The 20,624-nt window shown below is 59.8% G+C and carries 21 protein-coding genes and 4 pseudogenes; 9 read left to right on the top strand and 16 right to left on the bottom strand.

Annotation, left to right across the window (positions count from 1 at the left end; translation table 11 throughout):
- Positions 1–27 precede the first annotated feature (27 nt).
- Together RBB80_RS07615 and RBB80_RS07620 are read right to left on the bottom strand one after the other, a co-directional pair.
- The gene (locus tag RBB80_RS07615; protein ID WP_433967601.1) at positions 28–873 is read right to left on the bottom strand and encodes a HEAT repeat domain-containing protein; all 846 of its coding nucleotides are present in this window, start codon (positions 871–873) and stop codon (positions 28–30) included.
- A 234-nt stretch (positions 874–1,107) separates the two neighbouring features.
- Positions 1,108–1,899, bottom strand: coding sequence for an RNA polymerase sigma factor (locus RBB80_RS07620; protein ID WP_433967602.1), 792 nt, complete (start codon positions 1,897–1,899; stop codon positions 1,108–1,110).
- Positions 1,900–2,007: 108 nt separating this feature from the next.
- Between RBB80_RS07620 and RBB80_RS07625 the strand changes: the two genes are divergently transcribed.
- Together RBB80_RS07625 and RBB80_RS07630 are read left to right on the top strand one after the other, a co-directional pair.
- Positions 2,008–2,238, top strand: coding sequence for a hypothetical protein (locus tag RBB80_RS07625; protein ID WP_433967603.1), 231 nt, complete (start codon positions 2,008–2,010; stop codon positions 2,236–2,238).
- A 155-nt stretch (positions 2,239–2,393) separates the two neighbouring features.
- Complete coding sequence (locus RBB80_RS07630; protein WP_433969563.1) at positions 2,394–2,939, top strand: ribonuclease HI family protein; 546 nt, start codon at positions 2,394–2,396, stop codon at positions 2,937–2,939.
- A 1-nt stretch (position 2,940) separates the two neighbouring features.
- On the opposite strand, the gene RBB80_RS07635 is transcribed toward RBB80_RS07630, so the two are convergent.
- Positions 2,941–3,369 carry an OsmC family protein gene (locus tag RBB80_RS07635; RefSeq protein WP_433967604.1) on the bottom strand — a complete coding sequence of 143 codons (429 nt, stop codon included), beginning with the start codon at positions 3,367–3,369 and terminating at the stop codon, positions 2,941–2,943.
- 74 nt (positions 3,370–3,443) lie between these two features.
- Positions 3,444–3,902, bottom strand: coding sequence for a MarR family winged helix-turn-helix transcriptional regulator (locus RBB80_RS07640; RefSeq protein ID WP_433967605.1), 459 nt, complete (start codon positions 3,900–3,902; stop codon positions 3,444–3,446).
- 110 nt (positions 3,903–4,012) lie between these two features.
- Here RBB80_RS07640 and RBB80_RS07645 point away from each other — a divergent pair, with 110 nt between their 5' ends.
- Both RBB80_RS07645 and RBB80_RS07650 read left to right on the top strand, forming a co-directional pair.
- Positions 4,013–4,708, top strand: a complete 696-nt coding sequence (locus RBB80_RS07645; protein WP_433967606.1) for a TonB-dependent receptor — start codon at positions 4,013–4,015, stop codon at positions 4,706–4,708.
- Positions 4,709–4,725: 17 nt separating this feature from the next.
- Positions 4,726–5,886, top strand: coding sequence for a TonB-dependent receptor plug domain-containing protein (locus RBB80_RS07650; RefSeq protein WP_433969565.1), 1,161 nt, complete (start codon positions 4,726–4,728; stop codon positions 5,884–5,886).
- 140 nt (positions 5,887–6,026) lie between these two features.
- Here the strand turns inward: RBB80_RS07650 and RBB80_RS07655 are convergent, their stop codons facing one another.
- The 3 genes from RBB80_RS07655 to RBB80_RS07665 all read right to left on the bottom strand — a co-directional run bounded on the left by RBB80_RS07655 (position 6,027) and on the right by RBB80_RS07665 (position 7,765).
- Positions 6,027–6,482 (bottom strand): hypothetical protein, encoded by a 456-nt coding sequence (locus tag RBB80_RS07655; RefSeq protein ID WP_433967607.1) that lies wholly within the window; start codon positions 6,480–6,482, stop codon positions 6,027–6,029.
- A gap of 226 nt (positions 6,483–6,708) precedes the next feature.
- Positions 6,709–7,173: a hypothetical protein gene (locus RBB80_RS07660; protein WP_433967608.1), complete on the bottom strand. Its 465-nt coding sequence runs from the start codon at positions 7,171–7,173 to the stop codon at positions 6,709–6,711.
- Between the two features lie 124 nt (positions 7,174–7,297).
- The gene (locus RBB80_RS07665; RefSeq protein ID WP_433969567.1) at positions 7,298–7,765 is read right to left on the bottom strand and encodes a GatB/YqeY domain-containing protein; all 468 of its coding nucleotides are present in this window, start codon (positions 7,763–7,765) and stop codon (positions 7,298–7,300) included.
- A 156-nt stretch (positions 7,766–7,921) separates the two neighbouring features.
- Here RBB80_RS07665 and RBB80_RS07670 point away from each other — a divergent pair.
- A pseudogene (locus RBB80_RS07670) lies at positions 7,922–9,120 on the top strand (pyridoxal-phosphate-dependent aminotransferase family protein).
- Positions 9,121–9,224: 104 nt separating this feature from the next.
- Here RBB80_RS07670 and RBB80_RS07675 read toward each other — a convergent pair.
- The 3 genes from RBB80_RS07675 to RBB80_RS07685 form a co-directional block, all read right to left on the bottom strand.
- Positions 9,225–9,524, bottom strand: a complete 300-nt coding sequence (locus RBB80_RS07675; protein WP_433967609.1) for an energy transducer TonB — start codon at positions 9,522–9,524, stop codon at positions 9,225–9,227.
- Between the two features lie 268 nt (positions 9,525–9,792).
- Positions 9,793–11,010, bottom strand: coding sequence for a serine hydrolase domain-containing protein (locus tag RBB80_RS07680; RefSeq protein ID WP_433967610.1), 1,218 nt, complete (start codon positions 11,008–11,010; stop codon positions 9,793–9,795).
- Between the two features lie 183 nt (positions 11,011–11,193).
- On the bottom strand, positions 11,194–11,832 hold the full coding sequence (locus RBB80_RS07685; RefSeq protein ID WP_433967611.1) for a hypothetical protein: 639 nt from the start codon (positions 11,830–11,832) through the stop codon (positions 11,194–11,196).
- On the opposite strand from RBB80_RS07685, the pseudogene RBB80_RS07690 reads away from it, so the two are divergent.
- The 3 genes and pseudogenes from RBB80_RS07690 to RBB80_RS07700 all read left to right on the top strand — a co-directional run.
- Positions 11,755–12,828, top strand: a pseudogene (locus tag RBB80_RS07690) (glutathionylspermidine synthase family protein); the annotation flags it as partial. The gene RBB80_RS07685 and the pseudogene RBB80_RS07690 overlap by 78 nt on opposite strands.
- Before the next feature lie 527 nt (positions 12,829–13,355).
- A pseudogene (gene serA / locus RBB80_RS07695) lies at positions 13,356–14,976 on the top strand (phosphoglycerate dehydrogenase).
- Positions 14,977–15,059: 83 nt separating this feature from the next.
- On the top strand, positions 15,060–15,467 hold the full coding sequence (locus RBB80_RS07700; protein WP_433967612.1) for an FmdB family zinc ribbon protein: 408 nt from the start codon (positions 15,060–15,062) through the stop codon (positions 15,465–15,467).
- Positions 15,468–15,492: 25 nt separating this feature from the next.
- Here the strand turns inward: RBB80_RS07700 and RBB80_RS07705 are convergent, their stop codons facing one another.
- Positions 15,493–15,936, bottom strand: coding sequence for a hypothetical protein (locus RBB80_RS07705; protein WP_433967613.1), 444 nt, complete (start codon positions 15,934–15,936; stop codon positions 15,493–15,495).
- A 459-nt stretch (positions 15,937–16,395) separates the two neighbouring features.
- On the opposite strand from RBB80_RS07705, the pseudogene RBB80_RS07710 reads away from it, so the two are divergent.
- A pseudogene (locus tag RBB80_RS07710) lies at positions 16,396–17,645 on the top strand (APC family permease).
- 1 nt (position 17,646) lies between these two features.
- On the opposite strand, the gene RBB80_RS07715 reads toward RBB80_RS07710, so the two are convergent.
- The 5 genes from RBB80_RS07715 to RBB80_RS07735 all read right to left on the bottom strand — a co-directional run bounded on the left by RBB80_RS07715 (position 17,647) and on the right by RBB80_RS07735 (position 20,555).
- Entirely contained in the window at positions 17,647–18,168 is a 522-nt protein-coding gene (locus RBB80_RS07715; RefSeq protein ID WP_433967614.1) for a DUF2199 domain-containing protein, read from the bottom strand.
- 60 nt (positions 18,169–18,228) lie between these two features.
- Entirely contained in the window at positions 18,229–18,684 is a 456-nt protein-coding gene (locus tag RBB80_RS07720) for a nucleoside deaminase (RefSeq protein WP_433967615.1), read from the bottom strand.
- A gap of 2 nt (positions 18,685–18,686) precedes the next feature.
- A complete protein-coding gene (locus tag RBB80_RS07725; RefSeq protein WP_433967616.1) occupies positions 18,687–18,980 on the bottom strand; it encodes a DUF6496 domain-containing protein in 294 nt (97 codons plus the stop codon).
- 82 nt (positions 18,981–19,062) lie between these two features.
- Complete coding sequence (locus RBB80_RS07730; RefSeq protein WP_433967617.1) at positions 19,063–19,290, bottom strand: hypothetical protein; 228 nt, start codon at positions 19,288–19,290, stop codon at positions 19,063–19,065.
- The gene (locus tag RBB80_RS07735) at positions 19,242–20,555 is read right to left on the bottom strand and encodes a hypothetical protein (protein ID WP_433967618.1); all 1,314 of its coding nucleotides are present in this window, start codon (positions 20,553–20,555) and stop codon (positions 19,242–19,244) included. Before RBB80_RS07735 ends, RBB80_RS07730 begins: the two co-directional genes overlap by 49 nt.
- Between the last annotated feature and the right edge of the window lie 69 nt (positions 20,556–20,624).

The following is a 20,624-nucleotide window of genomic DNA, read 5'->3' on the forward strand; positions in this document are numbered from 1 at the left end:
GATCGAGTGCACTTATCTTGCCCAGTCCTACTGAATATCCGCGGAACCCTGCAGCGCGTTATAAGACGCCGTCCGAATAAAGGGATTTGCGTCCTGCGTTGAAACCGTTCGCAGCACCTGCCGCACGCTCGAGTCCGACTGCACCGGCTCCAGCAACCCGATCGCGATCTTCCGAACCTGCGCATCCGAATCATGCATAACTGCCTCCAGCACCGCATCCCGTACGTGCTGGTCCTGTCCTACAAACCGCTGCAAACCTTCCAGCGCCGTCATTCGAACGCCGGCATCCTGGTCATATCGCAGCGAGACCATCAACGCGTTGCGAATCTCCGTTCCATCGACAGCCGTCGGCTGGCACGCATGCCCCGACTTGCATTCGCTCGTCAGCAGCTCCACCGAATGCTTTCGCACTCCATCTGCCGCAGCAGAACGCGTGCCCACCATCAGCAGGTTCCGAATCTCCGGACTGTCCAACGATCCCTCCATCGTCTCCGGAACCACCCTGTTGTAGTTAACCTGCACCAACTCCGAGTTCGGCATCGTCACAATCCCGGTCACGTTAGCGACAGCGCCTCTATCAACGCCTACATCTGGACCCGTGACAATCACCGGCTTCTGAGGCTTCTGAGCATGCGCCACCTGGTAGCGCAGAGTAAAGTTACCCGCTAGAAAACCTACCCCCAGCAACAGTGTCGCCAGCGCCGGAGCGCTCTGCACATGCCCCAGCCACCGGTATAAGCTTGTTCTCAGTTGAGTAAGAAACCCATGCGGCGGAATCATATCCAGCTCGTCATCAAGCCGCATTCGCGACTGCGCCAGAAGATTCGGCGAAGGTTCCAACACTGGCAACAACGCCAATCGCTCTTCAAACATCTGGAAAGCTTCCAGCTCCGCGCGGCAACCCTCGCATTCGGTCAGATGCTGTTCCAGCCCCCAGCCAGTTCATCGGGCAACTCGCCGTACTTCAATAAAACGATGCAGTCTCTTGCGCTCTCACACTTCATTGTCCTACCTCAACCAGCCTCAAATTTTGCCTGCTCTTTGTGGGCTCTGCGTGCGCCCTTATAAAATCATTCCCAACGTACCTGCACTCACATCGCACCGGCGTTACCGCAACTCCGCCAGATTAGCCCGCAGCTTTCGCGTGGCCCGGAACAGCGTATTCTTAGCCGTCTCCTCCGTCGTGCTCAACATCTCGCCAATCGTCCGCAGCTTCAGCCCCTGGTAGTGCTTCAGCTCGAACACCGTTCGCTCTCGCGGTGTCAGCTTGTTCAAAGCCTCGCCGATCCGCTCACTCATCACCTTCCGGTCCAACTCCCGCCCCGGGTTCGCCATCGCCCGGTCATCCGTGATATTGGCCATCAGGTCCATCTCGTCGCCACTGGCATCCAGCACCGTCGCCGGATCTTCCCTGCGGCTCTTTCTCCGCCGCAGCTGGTCCAGGCAAAGGTTTGTGACAATCCGATAAAGCCATGTATAAAAGCTGCACTCGAAGCGGAAGTTCCCCAGGTGCCGATATGCCTTGATGAAGGCCTCCTGGTGGACATCCTGCGCATCCTGCTCATTGCCGAGCATATGCAGCGCCAGCCGAAGCACAGACTGGTCATATCGCCGCACCAGAGCGTCGAACGCAGTTCGCTGGCCCTTCTGCGCCTCGCGAATCAATTCATCGTCTTCGGTCCGCTGCTGGGCACGAGCATCGAGCTGCGCCTGGGTCAGCTTACCGCCGTTCCGGGTTCCGGGTTGAGCCGCTGCCTTTGCCATCGCTGGCAACGATTCTACAGCGGTCGCACCCAATAATCCCCTGGCAAACGGGCTAATATGCCGTTTTCGGAGCCCCACAGCGAGCGGAGAAGACAACTCCCCGCCAGGATTCAACCCAGCAACGTCTGCATTCATCGTTCTGACTCCGGAGTCAGGAAATCGGACTACACCCCGATAGACCCACGAACTTCCAAAAGGTGAGCATCACCAGATCCCACAAAAGGGGCAGCCGAAAACCTTCAGATGACGCTCGTTATAGATAACGCTCGTCATCTCGACAAATATTCGCCCTCCCCACAAATATTCGCCCTCCCGACAAATATTCGGCCTCGCGACAAATATTCGTCATCTCGACCGAAGGCGGCGTACTTTGCCGCCGCAGTGGAGAGACCCCGTATTTCGTATCCGCCTCAGCGTCATTCCAACCACAATCCAACAACCTCGCCGAAGTCACGCACCACCACGATCCGGTAAACTCACCCAATGCCTCCCCGTCCGACCGCCGTCCCCAGCCTCTTCTCCGAAGCCTCCACCTCCAGTCCGACCGCCACAAAAAAACAGACTGGATCAACGCCCACTGCGACGGCGGAGCCCGCGGCAACCCCGGCCCCTCCGGCTACGGCGCCCTCATTCAGGACGACAAAGGCAACGTCCTCGCCGAACTCTCCGAATTCCTCGGCATGCGCACCAACAACTACGCCGAATACTCCGGCCTACTCGGCTGCCTGCAATACGCCATCGACCATCACCACTCCCGCCTCCGGGTCGTCTCGGACTCCGAGCTGATGGTCAAGCAGATCCAGGGCAAATATCAGGTCAAGAGCCCCGACCTCAAGCCCCTCTACGAAGAGGCCAGGCGCCGCATCGCCAAACTCGAAGGCTTCGAGATCACCCACGCCCTCCGCCACAAAAACAAAGACGCCGACCGTCTCGCGAACGAAGCCATGGACCGCGGAATGCGTCGAGGCCCAGCCACCGGCTCGAACTCCCCCACCCAGCCCACCGCCCCGCCGATCATCAAGGCCACACCCTACCCCGCCAAGTCAGAAGCCCCGCCCAACCCCTACGCCAAAGCCGACACCATGCTCCGCGGCTTCACCAAAGACGGCGTAGTCCACATCCTCGGCGGCGCCACTCTCCCCGACGGCGTCTTCGTCAAAATTATCCGCGAATAACCTATTTGCTCGAGACGTCCACGCTGGAGTCGTTCGCGTATTCGATCCTGAAGTCGATCTGGGCGGCCTTTTCCAGCATCTTCGAGACCGAACAGTACTTATTCTTCGAGAGTTCCACCGCGTCTTCGGCAGCCTTCTTTGAGACAGCACCGCCAATCCGGTAAGTCAGCATGATCCTTGTAAACACCCGGGGCGGCGCAGCGGACTGTTCCGCGGTTGCAGACACAGTAAGGCTGGTCAGGGGCTCGCGCTTCTTTTTGAGGATCGAAACAACGTCGACGGATGTGCAACCGCAAAGGGCCATCAGCACCGCCTCCATTGGTGAAGGACCGTTGGCGTGCCGGTCGCCGGCATCGAAAACGATGCTATGGCCACTTTCCGAGCGACCCTCAAATTCCATCTCCTTCGTCCACAATGTCTTGGCAATCATTTGTCTCTCTCCTAAATTCATCGGACACTCGATTCATACTGGTCCGTTTCAAATTATTCAACTTAGAAATAAGCTTAACGTCCGGCAGCAGCTATCCGCGCACAAAGCTTCTCCACCGCCGCCATCTGCGTCAACATCGTTTCCAGCTTCTGCGGTCCCACACCATCCTCAAATCGCCGCTGCATTCGATCCAGAATACCCATCACCCTGACCGCTCGCCTCTTCCCCAGCGGCTTGAGCAGCAACTGCACGGCCCGCGCATCTTCCGGATCGATCCTCCGCTCCACCAGCCCCTTCGCCTCAAGCGACGAGATGCAATGACTCACATTGCTTCGCGTAGTCTCAAACGCCTCCGCCAGCGCCGACGGCTTGATCTGCCCACGCTTCTCGAAGAAGATCGCCGCAAGCACCAACGCCTCAAACGCGGTCACCTCCTCATCTTCGAGCACACGATTGAGCGAAGCATCCATTCTCCGCGCAATCCGGCTGGCCTGAAACACGGGACTCTGCCGCAAAAAAGCCTCAATCCGCATCACAACCTCGCCTATTGCTTTACACGCTCAACTATTTATAACAAAACAAAACTACCTGCTCTCCGCCCTCATCCCGACGCATCATGGTTACAGACAAACTCGCAACATCTATGAAAAATCAATCAGCCTTCCTGACACTCTGCGTTATCTCTCTGAGCGCCGCCGTGGCCCAGCAGCCCCATCAATCGACTGACGCAACCACTTCCCCCAAAAGAATTACCCCCATCGCCGAAAGCATCACGGTCACCACCACGCTCGAACCCCTCCCCCTCGCCGAGAGCGACCGCTCCGTCAACCTCATCTCCCCACGCGACCAGCCCCTCCTCTCAAACAGCGTCGTAGACCTCCTGCGCCAGGACACCTCCCTCAACCTCCAGGCTCGCGCGGCCAACGGCGTCCAGGCCGACCTCTCCCTCCGCGGCACCACCTTCGAGCAGGCACTCATTCTCCTCAACGGCCTCCGCATCAACGACCCCGAAACCGGTCACCTCAACCTCGACATCCCCATCCCCCTCGACGCTGTCACCCGCATCGACATCCTCCACGGCTCCGGCAGCACCTTCTATGGCTCCGGCGCCATTGGCGGCGCAGTCAACCTCCTCACCCAGCCCCCACCCCCGGCCTCACCATCATCGGCAGCGCAGGCGGCGGCAGCTACTCCTCCATCGAGCAGCACCTCCGAGCCTCCTACACCCAGGGCCCCATCGCCACCCAGCTCACCGGTAGCCGCGACACCTCCGATGGCTTCATCCCCGACCGCAACTACTCGAGCAACGCCCTCGCCTCCGAGACCTGGCTCACCCTAAAGCCCGGCACCACCGACATCCTCCTCGCCGCCAGCGACCGCCCCTACGGAGCCAACCTCTTCTACGGCCCCTACGACTCCTGGGAGCGCACCAAAGGCTGGTTCGCCAGCATCCAGCAGCAGCTCGGCCAACGCACCGCCGCCAGCTTCGGTTACCGCCGCCACTCCGACATCTTTGTCCTCTTCGCCGACCAGCCCCAGATCTACGAAAACAACCACATCACCACCAGCTACGAGGCCGCCCTCCGCCGCGCCGACACTCTAACCCCCAACATCACCCTCTCCTACGGCCTCGAAGCCGATGGCGACTCCATCCACTCCAACTCGCTCGGTCAGCACGCCCGCAATCAGGGCGCAGGCTACGCCAACCTCAACCTCCGCGCCCTCGGCCGCTTCTCCCTCTCCCTCGGAGCACGCGACGAACTCCTCTCCAGCAACGGCAACGTCTTCTCTCCCAGCATCGCCGCCGCCTACACCCTCACCCACACCACGCGTCTTCGCGCCTCCGCCGGCCACGGCTTCCGCCTCCCTACCTACGTTGATCTCTACTACGCCGACCCCACCACCATCGGCAATCCCAACCTCAAACCCGAGTCCTCCTGGAGCTACGAAGCCGGCCTCGACTGGACTCCCAACAACGGCCGCCTCACCCTCACCGCAACCGGCTTCCGTCTCCAGCAAAAAAACACCATCGACTACTCCAAACTAGCCCTCGCCACCCCAGCCCTCACCTTCGCCGAGCCCTACCAGGCCGTCAACATCCAGAACCTCAACATCACCGGAGCCGAGACCACCCTCCGTCTCCGCCTCACCACCACGCAGCAACTACAGTTCAGCTACACCGCCGCCCACGCCGCGTCCCCACCCGCCAACCTCATCTCCGAGTACGCCTACAACTACGCCGCGCAAAACGCCATCTTCGCCTGGAACGGAACCCTCCCAGGCAGCATCGGCCACCAGATCAACGCCCACACCCAGGTCAACATCGTCCAGCGAACCCAGCACACCGCCTACCCACTCTGGGACGTCGCCCTCGCCCGCAACACCGGCCACGTCCGCCCCTACCTGCGCCTGCTCAACCTCAGCAACACCGGCTACCACGAGATCCCACAAGTCCCCCTGCAAGGCCGCACCATCATCGCCGGCACCGAGTTCAACTGGACCACTTCGCGCCATTAGCCCGGCACAAGTCGCAATTCCTGAATGGCTAGCACTCAGGACCCCCAAACCTTGTTGATCTCAGCATCCACGCAGATTCACACCTAACGCTTCAAGATCTTCCACAGGGCATCGAAGCTTCGATAACTGCAACCGCCACGCTACTGTTTGTCGTAAACGTCCACCCCGGCCACCGGCTTCCCGTCCGCACCAGTTCCCTTGACGGTGGTCGAAAGCGTCTTACCGTCTGCCGAAACAACCGCGTGCCGTGTCCTGAGCTCTTTTCCGGCTTTCGTGAAGGTGTTGAGGCGACTGTGAGAGCTGACCAGCTTTGAGTTGACGCCGTCGAAGTCGCCCTGCTGTACTGTCCCCACCCCGCCCTTGATCGGAACCGTATATTTCACCGATATCGGCGAGCCATCACCGGTCGTGCCAGTACCAGTCACCTGAAGACTGTCGCCTTGCTCTTCAATCACAAGCGTCACGCTCTTTGCTGCGGTACCGGTCGTATACTTCGTCTTTGCCGAGTTGAGCGTCCATGTCCCAACGAAGGGATCACTAGCCAGCAGAGGCGTTGCAAACGCTAACAGTGCTAACGCGCACAGAATCTTTCGCATAGTTGTTACCTCGATGGCCGAGGACTATACACTGGCCGGCATCGGCCACGCAATTCAGAAATCTCCACTCGAAGCGCCTGATCATTTTGCCAAGCTCGCCCTTCACGATATCGCTCACCAGAGCTTCCCCTCCGCTCACATCCAATCCGCCAGGCTGCGCCATCATCGCAGCGCGGAAGTTCAACTGGTCGCGAAGATACAGCCGCCCACCGCACGCAATCGAAGATTACATCCGATGAAACGTATGAAAGTGAGTCAGCTCTTCAATTGCTATAAGAGCCAGCGTGACCAGAGATAAAACCAGCTGGATCCGCTCGAGTCGAATCTTGCGCGGCGTCAGAGGTCTTTGACGCCAGAGCGACGACGAGCGTCTGCGGAGATACCGAACACGCCGCAGAATCGTCAGGTTCAGCAGCGCACCCATCAGGGCAAACGCAATCATGGGCACGCGAATCCAGTCGGTGTGGACTTTGTCCCAGGTTATCCCGGCCTGTGTGATGGAGGCCAAAGCCGCTACTCCAATCACGACACGCAGACCATCCAGAGCGACAAAGAAGCTGCAGACGCTTTGCAGAAGCACGAAGAAGAGGCTTGACCAGGCGATAACGCCCTGGGCTCTTACTGCTTTCGCCGGCATCCGCAGCGACAGGGTCTCTTCCGGTTCAACTGATTTGAAAGAAGGAGTCGACATCGAAGGATAAGCTCCTGGACAAGAACTTTGCCGTCACAGCTTGTGTAACCGTTCGCGCGATCAACCAGGAGCTCAGCCCTACCGACCCTACCTGACCTCCAACCGCGCACCCAGCCTCATGCAACTACTTCGCCAGCTCCGCCTTCACAATCTCGCTCACCAGCTTCCCATCCGCACGCAACCCATCCGCCAGAATTCGCTGTTTGACTACATTCATCACCGTACCCATCTCCTTTGGCGTCGGTCTGCTTCCGCCCTCAGACATCGTATGAATCGCGCCCCGCACCACCGCGCGAATCACGTCCTCCTCCGCGGCCTGCGGCAGATAGCCCTCGATCATCCCGATCTCCGCCTGCTCCTTCGCCGCCAGCTCCGTCCGTCCACCCTTGGTAAACGACTCCACCGACTCCCTCCGCTGCTTGATCAGCGTCGTCAAAATCTGTTGCTCCTCCGCATCCGTCAGCTTCTCGCGCTTATCGATCTCTTTATTCTTCAGCGACGACTTCACCATCCGCAGCGTCGTCAGCTTATGCTCATCCTTCGCCTTCATCGCCACCACAATATCCGTCTGAATCTTCTCGCCAATCGTCATCATTCCCTCATCTCATCAAATCAATCTCTAATTATAAGTACGCCGAGCAACGCGAGGCCCCATGCCTCTCACCAGCCAAGACAAGGTATACAAGTCACGAAGTGACCGCCCTCCGCGCAGGAGGCCCGTCCGGCAGGACCCCGCTACAATAAACCCATGATTCGCAAAACGCGCCTCTTCACTCCTGGTCCGACCCCTCTCCTCCCCGCCGCCCAGTTCGCCATGGCTGCGGCCGATATCCACCACCGCACTCCCGAGTTTCGCGCGATGTACACCCGCGTCCTCTCCCAGCTCAAAGAGTTTGTCGGCACCAAAAACGACGTCATCATCCTCTCAAGCAGCGGCTCCGGCGCGATGGAAGCCGCAGTCTCCAACCTGACGTCACCGGGAGATCGCGTTCTGGTTCTGACCGCCGGCAAGTTCGGCGAGCGCTGGACCGGCATCACCAAAGCCTTCGGCTGCCACGTCGACGTCGTCAGCGCCCCCTACGGCAGCACCTTCTCCCTCGACGAGATCAAAGCGAATCTCCACCTCGAAACCCGCGCCGTCTTCGTCCAGGCCACCGAGTCCTCCACCGGCGTCCGCCACGACATCGAGGCCATCGCCAAGCTCCTCAAGCAGGAAAAATCCGAAGCCCTCCTCATCGTCGACGGCATCACCGGCCTCGGCACCTCGCACCTCGACATGGACGGCTGGGGCATCGACGTCCTCATCGGCGGCTCGCAGAAGGCCGTCATGATTCCCCCGGCCTCAGCTACCTCGCCGTCAGCGCCCGCGCCTGGGATCGCATGGAGGCCACCTACAACCCACGCTACTACTTCGACCTCCGCAAGGAGCGCAAGAACGCCGCCAAGGGCGAGTCCGCCTACACGCCGTCAGTAGCGCTCATCGCAGCCCTGGGCGCAGCGTTGAACTACATCGCCGCTCAAGCCGCTACACCCGAAAAACCCGAAGGCGACCTCGCAGAAGGCCGCAAGAAGTTAGTCGACAACGCGATCACCTGCGCCGCCATGACTCGCGCCGCAGCCACCGCACTCGGCCTCAAACTCTTCGCTCCCGCAGGCAACGAAGCCGCAGCCGCAACCGCCATCGTAGCCCCCGAAGGCACCGACTCCGGCACGCTGGTCAAAGGTCTCAAATCTCAGTTCGGCGCCATCGTCACCGACGGCCAGGGCGAGATGAAGGGCCAACTCTTCCGCATCGCCCACATCGGCTTCTTCGACTACATGGACACCATCGCCATCATCGGTGCCCTCGAACAAGTCATCCACAAAACCAAATTCCCCGCCCCCAACTTCACCTTCGGCAAAGGCCTAATCGCCGCCCAAACCTTCTTCGCCGAACACGCAAAGTAGCCATCTCGCGTGCCCCAACACTCCTCGCGGAACGGTGGGGCACGCGAAACGATCTCGGTTACTCGCGCTGCACCCTCCAGCTCAAAGCACTTGGCCTTTTCTCTTCACTCGCTCAACGAAAAGATAACCGATACCGTTCCATGCTCGGCCTTTGCCATCGGCAAAAACCGCCAATGCGACACGCAGTCTTCAGCCGCCTGCATCAGCAACGGATGCCCTGACACCGCGTGAACGTTCTTCACCGATCCATCCGGCATCGCTGTCAGCTCGACCACAACCGGGCCCTCCACGCGCATGCGCCGCGCAACCGCCGGATAGTTCGGCGAAATGCGTGAAACCACAGGCTGCTGAATCTCAGCTGCCCGTGCCATGCTCGTACTACCGCTGACTACGATCGTTGCCACAAGTAAGATTCCGCAAACTTTTAAGTACCGCATCGTTCCCTCGTCCTGTCTCCGGTATCGGCGGAAATCCGCAACACATGATCGCGGCGCCACGAATTCATCGAATCGTGACATTTGCAAGACCGCCAACTGTTGGGTGTCAAATTGTTTCGTGAGAAGTGGGCAAGTCCCGAGTCGGACGTCCGAACTTGCTTCTTCTCTAACCCTACTGCACAGCCGGGACCTCGATCCGCAGGATCTGCCTCATAACAAGCGCCCGACATTCACGCTAATGCCACTGTTCTTCTAACGTTCGGTACGCACCCGCCCAGAAGTCCGTGAACACCGCCGGAGGCTCCGGCGAATCCATCATGCGCTGCGTCATCAGAATGCCAATCAAGTCATTCGCCGGATCCGAATAAGCCGAAGTCCCAAAGCCCCCGTCCCAGCCGAATCTTCCCGGCACCATCCAGGGTTTCTCGCGTCGAAGGCTCACTGCCATCCCGAAGCCCCAACTGCTGTGATTGCCGAAGAACAACTCCGCACCCTCTCTCTGTTGCGGCGAAAGTTGATCTTTCGTCATCGCCTCAACGGACGCCTCCGTCAGCACACGCTCTCGACCCCACACACCCTTGTTCAACATCATCCGGCAGAAAGCGTAGTAGTCGTCGACAGTCGATACCAGCCCACCCGCACCCGATTCAAACGCCGGCGGCCGACTGTACTCACTATCCCCTACCGTGTCGAACTCCTCCAACTTCCTGCTCTCGTGATTGAACACATACACCCCCGGCAACCGATCGAGCTTCGACGCCGGAACGCTGAACCCCGTGTCCTTCATGCCCAGCGGATCGAACAGCCGCTCGCGAAGAAACGCATCAAACGACCTCCCCGAAACACGCGCCACCAGAACGCCCATCACATCGCAGCTGGTGTTATAGAGCCACCGCTCGCCCGGCTGATACATCAGCGGCAACTCGCTCAGCCTGCGCATCCACTCGTCCATTCCGGGCGCCAACGACGGATGAGGCGGCCCATCGCCCCCAAGATGCCCATCGCGAATCAGTTCCTGAATCCAATACGTGCCCGGTCTCGCCATCACGCTGCCAAAGCCGAAGGTAGAGTTCAGCACGTCCCTCACCGTGATCGAGCGTTTCGCAGGCGCCGTGTCGTCGGGTGCTGAATCCATGCGACGGAGCACCCTGCGATTCGCAAGCTCAGGCAACCACCGTTCCACAGAATCCTCCAGCCGAAGCTTCCCATCGTCGACCAGAATCATAGTTGCGGCCGCGGCAACCGGCTTCGTGATCGACGCAATCCGGAAGATCGTATCGCGCCTCATCGGCTTCGCTCCATCAACAGTCATTGTGCCGATCACATCAACATCGACCTCTTCGCCACAAGCAATCAGCGTCACGATGCCCGGAATATCCCCGCGTTCGACATATCCATTCGTCATCGCGTGCAGATCTGCGACTCGCGCCTTATTGAGTTTGCTGGGTGTCATCGTCGGGCTCTCCTACCGTTTCCCATTCGCGTGAGCCAGTCTAAACGTTCTGTGTGCCTGTTTCAGAACTCGGGAAGGGCCGTCGAGGTGGTTCCGTCGTCTCGCTCTTCGACCGCCCGAATCAACTGTGACTTGAGCAAATCAAAATTCCTTCCAGCTCCACCATGTGACTGATAACCTGTCTCAGCACACTCCCTCCATGAAGCGCTCCTCGCAAGTCGCCGCCCCACTCCTCGCTGCAGCCGCCCTCTCCATGCTCGCCGGCTGCCAAAAACCCGAGATGCAGCGGTGTGTCGACGAACAAAACCGCGTCGTCGATGACAGCCTCTGCGCCAATCTCCCCGCTGACCAGCAAGGCATCCAGCAACAGCGCCCCGACGGCCACGGCGGCTTCCTCCCCTCCTTATTCCCTACCGCTACTACTACGGCGGCTGGGGAGGCTACGGACTCGGCAGCGTAGTCGGCGGCGGAGGCTACGTCCCTGTAGCCGGTCGCAGCTACGCCAACCGCTCCGGTGTAACCATCCGAGGTGGCTTCGGCCGCAGCTTCTCCGAGGGCGGAAGTCACAGCAGCAGCGGCGGCGAAGGCGGAGCCCACGGTGGCAGCGCCGGCGAATAAACAGCAGCGACGAATCATCGACCTCAGGAGACTCATGCAGCGCATCACCCTAACCCCCGCGACGTCTGGCAACAAAAAGTCGAGTCCGTCGGCCTCACCTTCCACACCCTCGAAAACGGCACGCCCTACTGGGACGAGTCCGCCGCCTACAGCTTCACCGCCGCCGAGATCGACACCCTCGAGGCCGCCGGCAACAAGCTGCAAGAGATGTGCCTAGCCGCCGCCCAACACATCATCGACGAGAAGCGTTACGCCGAACTCGACGTCCCCGCCTTCGCCATCGAAGCCATCGAGTGGGCCTGGAACAACGAGCCACCGGCCCTCTACGGCCGCTTCGACCTAAGCTGGGCCGGCGCACAATCCGGCAACGCCCCCAAGCTCCTCGAGTACAACGCCGACACTCCCACCTCACTCCTCGAAGCCGCCGTCGTTCAGTGGCACTGGCTCAAAGACATGCCATCATCGCTCGTCTCCGCCAAGCCCGACCAGTTCAACTCCATCCACGAAAAGCTCATCGCCAAGTGGCATGACATCGACCCCTACCTCTCGAAGCCGATCTACTTCGCCGCACTCGACAACCCCGAAGACCAGCTCACCATCACCTACCTCCGCGACACCGCGCAACAGGCCGGTCTCGAAACCCTTCAGATGTTCATGAACGAGATCGGCTGGAATGACGAGCAGCAGCTCTTCCTCGACCCCGACGAACACCCCATGTTCTCCATCTTCAAGCTCTACCCCTGGGAGGCCATGCTCCAGGAGGAGTTCGGTCCTCACGCCATCGACACCTACCCCAGCACCCGCTGGATCGAGCCCATCTGGAAGATGCTCTTCTCCAACAAGGGCATCCTGCCCATCCTCTGGCAGCTCTACCCCAACCACGACCTCCTCCTCGAATCCCACTTCGCCGAAGACCGTAGCGTCGCCAATCTACGAAACTACGTCCGCAAGCCGCTCATGTCCCGCGAAGGCGCCAACATCACCCTCGTCCGCGAAGGCACAACCATCGCCACCACCCCTGGCCCCTACAACGGCAAACAAATCATCCAGGCCCTCGCGCCCGATGCGATCTTCGACCATCGCCACACCGTCCTCGGCCTGTGGATGATCGACCAGGACTGCTGCGGCCTCGGCGTTCGCGAATCCTTCAACCCCATCACCGACAATTTGAGCTCCTTCGTCCCCCACTTCTTTATTTAGAAGATCATGTCCTGCCGGACGGGCCCACTGCGCGTGGGGCGGTCACTTCGTGACGGGTATACCGGTCTCGGTAAGCGATATGCGACAGTCCTCCCGTTGGTCGGCGCGAGAGATGGCTCGCGACCAGCGGGAGCGCCGGCGAAGCAATCACCCGTCACGAAGTGACCGCCCCACGCGCAGTGGGCCCGTCCGGCAGGACACTTCAGGCCACACAAAAACGTGTCAAGCCCCCGATCGCCCTAAACCCAGATCAAACAACAACATGAACGTGGCGCATTAGTTTCCTCCAATCCCGTAAAATAGAGGGAAGTACAGAAAAAGCAGCCCTACCCGCCCAATCCGTGGGGTAGATGGCCCTAACTCATTTCGTTGGAAATATTTAGCCGTAACCCATTTAGATAGAATAATTTAGCAAACCACCTTTTCGCCATCTAAATGAAAACAAATAACTTGTGAGTGGGTATGGGGGAGGGGGTACCCCTTCAACACCAGTCGCAGTGAACAGACACCGAACGCAGAGGTCAATTTTGAAGATCGTTCTCGCCGAAAAAGTCTCTCCCGCCACACTCGCAGTCTTCCAACAAGAACCCGGCTGGCAGATCGTCACCCCAGACCAGATCAAAAACGGACTAGCCGCCGAACTAACCGACGCCGACGCCCTCGTAGTCCGCTCCGCCGTCCAGGCCGATGCCAAGCTCCTCGAGTCCGCCCCCAAGCTACGCGTCATCGGCCGCGCCGGCGTAGGCGTCGACAACATCGACACCGACGCCGCCACCCATCGCGGCATCGTCGTCATGAACACCCCCGGCGCCAACGCCGTCGCCGTCGCCGAACTCACCCTCGGCCTCATGATCTCGCTCGCCCGCTCCATCCCGCGCGCCAACACCACTATGCACCAGGCCAAGTGGGACAAAAATCCCTCCAGGGCCAGGAACTCCGCGGCAAAACCCTCGGCATCGTAGGCCTTGGCCGCATCGGCCTTGAAGTCGCCCGCCGCGCCGCCAGCTTCGGCATGACCATCCTCGGATACGACCCCTTCGTCGCCCCCGTCATCGCCCGCGAGAACAACGTCACCCTCGTCCCCATCGACGACATCTTCAAATCCTCCGACTACCTCACCCTCCACGTCGGCCTTACCACCCAGACCGAAGGCCTCATCAACGCAACCTCCATCAAGATCATGAAGAAGGGCATCCGCATCATCAACTGCGCCCGCGGCGAACTCATCGTCGAGCAAGCCCTCGCCGACGCCATCAAATCCGGCCACGTCGGTGGCGCCGCACTAGACGTCTTCCACCAGGAGCCCCTCAAAGAGTCGCCCTTCTACAATCTCGACAACGTCCTCCTCTCCCCGCACATCGCAGGCGCAACCGACGAAGCTCAGGAGGCCATCGGCATTCAGCTCGCCATGCAGGTCCGCGACTACCTCAAGCTCGGCGTCGTCCAGAACGCCGTCAACCTCCCCTCGCTCTCGCACGAAGAGTACAAAGAGATTGCTCCCTACATCGAGATGGCCGAACGTCTCGGCTACTTCCTCGCCCACGCCACCCCGGGCAACCTCGAAAACATCCAGATCTCCTACACAGGTCGCATCGCCGCCGGTAAAACCGACCTCATCCGCAACGCCGCCATCGCAGGAATCTTCAGCGGCGCCGACGGCGGCAGCACCGCCAACCGCATCAACGCCGCCGCCATCGCAGCCGAACGCGGCATCCGAATCCAGGAAGACAAAAGAGAATTCACCGTCGGCGGCGCAGGTTCGGTCCTCAAGATCGTCCTCCACTCCTCCGATGGCGACGCCAGCGCCTCCGCCACCGTCCTACACGGCAACTCGCCCCGCTTGCTCAGTTACGACGGCATCGACATCGAAGCCCCCTCCACGGCACCCTCGTCGCCATTCGCAACCACGACGTCCCCGGCGTAGTCGGTCGCATCGGCACGATTCTCGGTGAACACTCGGTCAACATCGCCAACTTCGCTTTGGGCCGCGCCCACTCCACTCACAGCCAGCGCGTACCCCACGGCCAGGCGCTCGCCGTCGTCCAGATCGATGTTCCCAAAGCCGCCTCCGCCACCGCAGCCGTCGACGCCCTGCGCAAAGTAGAAGCCATCGCCAGCGTTCGACTCATCGAACTAGGCAAACTTTAACGTTCCATCACCGAACGAGGCCTGAAAGCGCATCTTCAAGCCTCGTCCCGCATCCCAATAAGTAAGAAACAGAGAAAGAAGCCATGCCGCTCTACGAATACGAATGCACCACCTGCCACAAGCACACTGAAAAGATTCAGAAGTTCTCCGACCCCGAGATCACCGTCTGCCCCCACTGCAGCGGCCACCTGGAGCGGGTCATCTCCGCGCCCGCCGTCAGCTTCAAAGGCGGCGGCTGGTACGCCGACGGCTACGGCAACGCCAAACCGAAGTCCTCGAGCGATGGCAACGGTTCAGGATCAAGCGCCGGCAACGCGAAGTCAGCCGATTCGAAATCTGGCGATTCCAAGTCCGGCGATTCCAAGTCTGGTGGTTCAAAGTCCAGCGCCGACTCCAACTCCTCGGGCGGCAGCGGCTCTCCGGCCACGGCTCCCTCCGCCCCAGCGGCAGCGCCTGCAGCAGCCTCTTCCTCGTCGTCAGACAAGAAGTAGCCGCGCAGGCGCTCCAGGCTTCGGTTTATGGCAACGGCTTCAGTTGAATCTCGCGAACCAGTTCGCTCGAGACAACCTCCGTGCTCTCCGCCCTCATCGTGAGCACCTCCGCTCTCTTCTCGGGCGAACCATACACCTTGGCAACAATCGGTTCGGCCAGATCCGCGGACGTATCCAGTATGGCCATATTTTTGAAATGAATCACGTACATCACGTCCCACTTCTCCGGCCCCTCGAAGTTCACCGAAGTGAGAATCTCGTATCCAAGGATGATGCCGGCCGCTTTTTCGGCCTCAAAGACCTTAGGTGCATAAGCAAACGCCTCGTAAAACTCCTTGGTCTTTCCCGGCAATATCCGAAGCTTCACGGCCCGAGTGACTCCGACATGACTGTAATACTGTTGAGCTAGTCCGCTGACCGGCATAGCAGTGAGTACCAAAGCGACGAAACAACGTGCGAACGCCTTCATGGTCGTACCTCATAGGTTTTATGTGTGGGGTCCCGCCCGATAGCTTACACCTAATTTGAAACTTTGAAGATCTCCGTCTCGCTCTTCTGAAGAGTTCCATCGAAGCAACGAGCTCGCCTCCTCCTGCAAACCGATCTGCGAGTTCAATTACGGCAGACTCCCCATCATCGGCCCCCACGCAAGATACCGCTTCGCGCTCCAGCAAACTTCAGCTATCCTCGGTCTAACTCCACGTCATCGTTCCAACCACAAGCAGCTCTGCCTCCGACATCCGGCAACGCTTCAGCATCCGCATCTCCGTTCCCATCGACGCAAGAAGGGTCAAACACAATGGAGCAAACCGTAGCCGAATCCGAAGCCTCCCTCGCTCCTGCTCCCGGTCTGCGCGCGAACATCCTCTCGCCGATGGAGACCCTCGCCCAATCCATCTCCACCATCGCTCCCACAACCACGCCGACCATGACCATCCCGCTGGTCTTCGTCCTAGCAGGGAGCGGAACCTGGCTCGCTTATCTCTTCGCCACCGCTGCCATCCTCCTCATCGCCCTCTGTATCAGCCGCTTCGCCCGCTACACCTCCTGCTCAGGCTCGCTCTACACCTACGCAACCTCCTCGCTCCCACCAGCCATCAGCGGCATCGCCGGTTGGGCACTCCTGCTCGCCTACATCGCCACAGGAGCCTCCGTTGCCGGAGGGTTCATCAACTACGCCAACGTCTTCCTCCTCTCGATCACCGGTAAGTCGGCCCCAACCTTCCTGCTGGCATTACTCTGCGTCGGCGTCTCCACCTTCATCGCCTACCGCGACGTACAAGTCTCTGCCCGCCTCATGCTCTGGATCGAAGCCACCTCCGTCGCACTGATCGCCATCGTGCTCGCGCTCCTGCTCTGGCGCAATGGCCTTCACATCGACCACGCCCAACTCCACCTCCAAGGCGTCACTCCCTCCGCAGTTCGTCTCGGCGTCGTCCTCGCCCTCTTCAGCTTCGTAGGCTTCGAGAGCGCTACCACCCTCGGAGCCGAAGCCTCTAACCCGCTCCGCACCATCCCCCGCGCCGTCATCCAGAGCGCCGTCTTTACAGGCCTCTTCTTCATCCTCTGCGCCTACCTCGAAACCCTCGGCATGCACACCGCCCACCAGAACCTCGGCGAATCCACTGCCCCCATGCGTGTGCTCGCCAACCTCGCCGGCGTCACCCCCTCGGTCCATTCATCGACCTCGGCGCTCTCGTCAGCATGTTCGCCTGCACCCTGGCCTGCATCACCGCAGCTGCTCGCGTCCTCATGCGCATGGGCCACAACGGCCTCGTCCACCGCCGCCTATCTGTCGCCCACCACAAGAACGCCACCCCGGGCTCAGCGGTCCTCGTCGCCGGTATCCTCACCGCGCTCCCTGTAACGATCCTCGCTCTCCGCGGCATCGCAGGCACCGACATCTATGGCTGGATGGGCTCCCTCGCCGTCTACGGCTTCCTCACCACCTACGGTCTCGCCGCCATAGCGCTCCCTCTCTACCTCAAGCGCAACAACCGCCTCACCAACCCTCCGCTGATCCTCTCCGCCGCAACTACACTCGCCATCGTGCTCGCATTAGCCGGAACCCTCTACCCCGTCCCCGCAAGCCCTTACAACTGGCTCCCTTACTTTTACCTTGCCTACATCTTCTGCGGGATGGCGTGGTTTGCAGTCGGCAAAGGCCGAGCAGCTTGATCTAGCGATTCGCCGGATGCATCATCATCACAGCAATCTCTTCGACCCGCTCGAGTGTGATCCCATCTCGCTGTTCGATCGCCAGCGGATGACCTGCATCGACTACGACAAACTGCGGCCTCTGCCCCACCGGCTGCGTTTGAACACTCAGTTCGAGATTAAATGTGTCGCCGAAGACCGGCAGCTGAGAGTTCAGCCAACCCGGAAACGCCGGATCCCTCTCCCGCCCAGCAGCCGTCCATCGTTCATTGGTCCGCACAAAGTTCTTCGGACTTACCTCGGCCCATATTCCCCAAACAAACGGTTCCTCCAACCCAATCACCGGCACCAGGATGCGTCCGCGTAGATAGAAATCCTTACCATCAACAACGCACTGATCGTGAGTAATAACCACCCGCTGATCCCACTCTTCCGCCGGAATCGCACCAACTGCCAGAGGAGCCTTCACGCTATAACTCAAAGACAAAACGTGGCGCTCGCCACAGAGCTTGCAACCGAATCCACCGCCTGACTCAATACCCATCTCTTCATCATTCCACATCAAAGAGCGCCCTTCGACATAGAACGACCACCATAAAAGCCCTTATTCTTCGCCGATGTCCTCATTCCAAACCTCAGGCTTCTCTGCGATAAACGCGGTCAACAGATCCGAACACTCCTGCGAATCGAGATCGATCACTTTTACTCCATGCTCCTTCAGCCACTCCACTCCACCAGAAAAGTTTCTGCTCTCCCCTACCACCAGGGTGCGAATTCCAAACTGCCGGATCAGGCCGCTGCAATACCAGCAAGGAGCAAGCGTAGTCACCATCACCTTGTCCTTATAAGACCGCTGCCTGCCCGCGCGTCGAAAGGCATCGGTCTCTCCATGCACCGACGGGTCATCCTGTTGCACCCGACGATTTCTTCCCGATGCCAGTAGCTTGCCCTCCGCGTCGAACAACGCCGCACCGATCGGAACACCACCCTCACTCCGCCCTGTGCGGGCCTCCTCCAACGCGACCTCCAGCATCGCGCGATACCTCTCGACCTCAGTCATCCTTACCCTTTCTTCGGCGACGGCGGAACCTTCTTCCCCGCCTTCCTGGCCTCTGACAAACCTATCGCAATCGCCTGCTTCGGATTGGTCACCTTCTTCCCGCTCCGACCACTCTTCAGCGTACCCTTCTTCATCTCGCGCATCTCAGTCTCGACATTCTTGCTGGCCGAAGGACTGTACTTTCGCGTCGAACTCTTCTTTGCGGCCTTCTTTGCCGGAGCCTCCTTCGCAGCCGTCTTCTTTGAAGCTGTCTTCTTACTCGCCGATCTCTTTGCCGTTGCCTTCTTCGTAGTCATAGAGTTCCTCCTCATACTAAGAGTCTTCAAGACCACCGCAACGTTGCATCATCAAGCCCTCACCGCGCTTCGAACAGTAGTGTCACCGACTTCGCCTTCTTCGCCAAACCACTATTCCCGCCAGCATCCCTAAAGCTGCCACACCAACAACTCTCAGCGTGACTTTTCTAATCCACGAGGGCGTCCGCTCCAGCGACCCATCCTGCCAGGCCGCATGCACCCTCTCGAGATCGGCGGCCAACCCCGGAATCGTAATCGCGTTCAAATCAGCAGTCGGCAGCGAACCGAAGATCCGCGCAGGCTCCGGCACCCCTCCTCCCGGTCCTTCGGAATTGCCTTGATCAGCTCATTGACCTCCGCGTCGCGTCGATCATCAAACAATGCTCCATCCGCAGTATTGGGAAACAGAGTATCTTTCCCCGTCATCTTCCTCTCAATCGCAGCAACGCCGTCCTGGCACACGCCCAGCGGATAGTACCCCCCAAACGGAAGCTCAGGCCGAGCCAGATGCTGATGCATATAAGCAATCGACATCTTCCCCACCAGCCGCGTCACCTCCACCGCATCCGCATCGCGATACTCATGCGCATGGCGACCCAGCACCCATGATTGATCCTGCGTATCCATCGTGCGAAACTCCGCTTTGCCATCGATGCCGAAGTACCAACTTACATTCGCATTCACCTTCGGCCCGCGAACCTCCCACTCGTACTCAGCATGGCTCACCGGAACCAACAGTGAACGTCTCGTCCCCGGCACGCGAATCTGCGAGTCCACCCAGAACGGCATCATCACATCCTGTCCCTTGTAATGAAAGTGCCCGAAGTTGGCAAAGTACCGCGCATCCGCCACCACCACCGTATGCCCAGTCGTCATCAGCGCCTTTACCAGCTCCTGCGGGGTCTTCGCGCTCTGACTTTCAATTGCAACCGTAACAGGAGCATAATCACTCAGCCCGTTCAAACTCAGCCGGTTCAATAAATCCGCGAGCCGCTGACTCTCAGCATGCATCGGCGCAAGCGTTGGATTGGCGCCATCTCCTCTCACCACGCCGCCCCCAAGTTCGCTCACCAAGCCATCCGTAGTGAAACTCGGCAGCTTCGATGGAGCATCCAGACTCACCTTCTCAGCCTCCAACGCATACTCACCGAGATCGATATAGTCCTTGATCTGGCTCTTAGTCACCGCGCTCTTTGTCGATTCCGAACCCACCTGCATTCCGGGGTGCTGGGCCGCGAGATCCGTCACACTCTGATCCTTGGCAACCACGCGACCCGCGACTCTTACCGTGGGATTGATCGCCTGCATCGTCCAACCAGGAAACCGATCCAGTCCCTGCCAGTCTTTCCCGAGAATCAACTCACGCAGCCGCTTCACCAGTGCTGGCGTCATCAGCGCCGGGCCCTTCTTCCCGTTCTTATCCAGCTGCGCGAGCATCGCGTCCGTGAATCCCGGCGTAGCGGAAAGTTCACGCATCATCTGCGACAGCATCACGGTGTTCGCCGGCATCGGCTCCTCCGGCACAACGTACGGAGCATCGCTCCGGCACCCAAAGAGAGCAAGCAGAATACTCACACACACCCCACGATAAACATCTTTGGATAGAGGGCCACGCACATGCATCCGCCCATTAAACCCTACATC

Source organism: Tunturiibacter gelidiferens, assembly GCF_051013345.1.
Taxonomy (GTDB): Bacteria; Acidobacteriota; Terriglobia; order Terriglobales; family Acidobacteriaceae; genus Edaphobacter; species Edaphobacter gelidiferens_A.

Coding starts and splice junctions, on each gene's coding strand:
- RBB80_RS07660 (WP_433967608.1), bottom strand. CDS start 7,173: ATGTCGACTCCTTCTTTCAAATCAGTTGAACCGGAAGAGACCCTGTCG.
- RBB80_RS07700 (WP_433967612.1), top strand. CDS start 15,060: ATGCCGCTCTACGAATACGAATGCACCACCTGCCACAAGCACACTGAA.
- RBB80_RS07625 (WP_433967603.1), top strand. CDS start 2,008: ATGACGCTCGTTATAGATAACGCTCGTCATCTCGACAAATATTCGCCC.
- RBB80_RS07680 (WP_433967610.1), bottom strand. CDS start 11,010: ATGACACCCAGCAAACTCAATAAGGCGCGAGTCGCAGATCTGCACGCG.
- RBB80_RS07665 (WP_433969567.1), bottom strand. CDS start 7,765: ATGACGATTGGCGAGAAGATTCAGACGGATATTGTGGTGGCGATGAAG.
- RBB80_RS07715 (WP_433967614.1), bottom strand. CDS start 18,168: ATGGGTATTGAGTCAGGCGGTGGATTCGGTTGCAAGCTCTGTGGCGAG.
- RBB80_RS07720 (WP_433967615.1), bottom strand. CDS start 18,684: ATGACTGAGGTCGAGAGGTATCGCGCGATGCTGGAGGTCGCGTTGGAG.
- RBB80_RS07645 (WP_433967606.1), top strand. CDS start 4,013: ATGAAAAATCAATCAGCCTTCCTGACACTCTGCGTTATCTCTCTGAGC.
- RBB80_RS07615 (WP_433967601.1), bottom strand. CDS start 873: ATGTTTGAAGAGCGATTGGCGTTGTTGCCAGTGTTGGAACCTTCGCCG.
- RBB80_RS07725 (WP_433967616.1), bottom strand. CDS start 18,980: ATGACTACGAAGAAGGCAACGGCAAAGAGATCGGCGAGTAAGAAGACA.
- RBB80_RS07655 (WP_433967607.1), bottom strand. CDS start 6,482: ATGCGAAAGATTCTGTGCGCGTTAGCACTGTTAGCGTTTGCAACGCCT.
- RBB80_RS07640 (WP_433967605.1), bottom strand. CDS start 3,902: ATGCGGATTGAGGCTTTTTTGCGGCAGAGTCCCGTGTTTCAGGCCAGC.
- RBB80_RS07635 (WP_433967604.1), bottom strand. CDS start 3,369: ATGATTGCCAAGACATTGTGGACGAAGGAGATGGAATTTGAGGGTCGC.
- RBB80_RS07620 (WP_433967602.1), bottom strand. CDS start 1,899: ATGAATGCAGACGTTGCTGGGTTGAATCCTGGCGGGGAGTTGTCTTCT.
- RBB80_RS07705 (WP_433967613.1), bottom strand. CDS start 15,936: ATGAAGGCGTTCGCACGTTGTTTCGTCGCTTTGGTACTCACTGCTATG.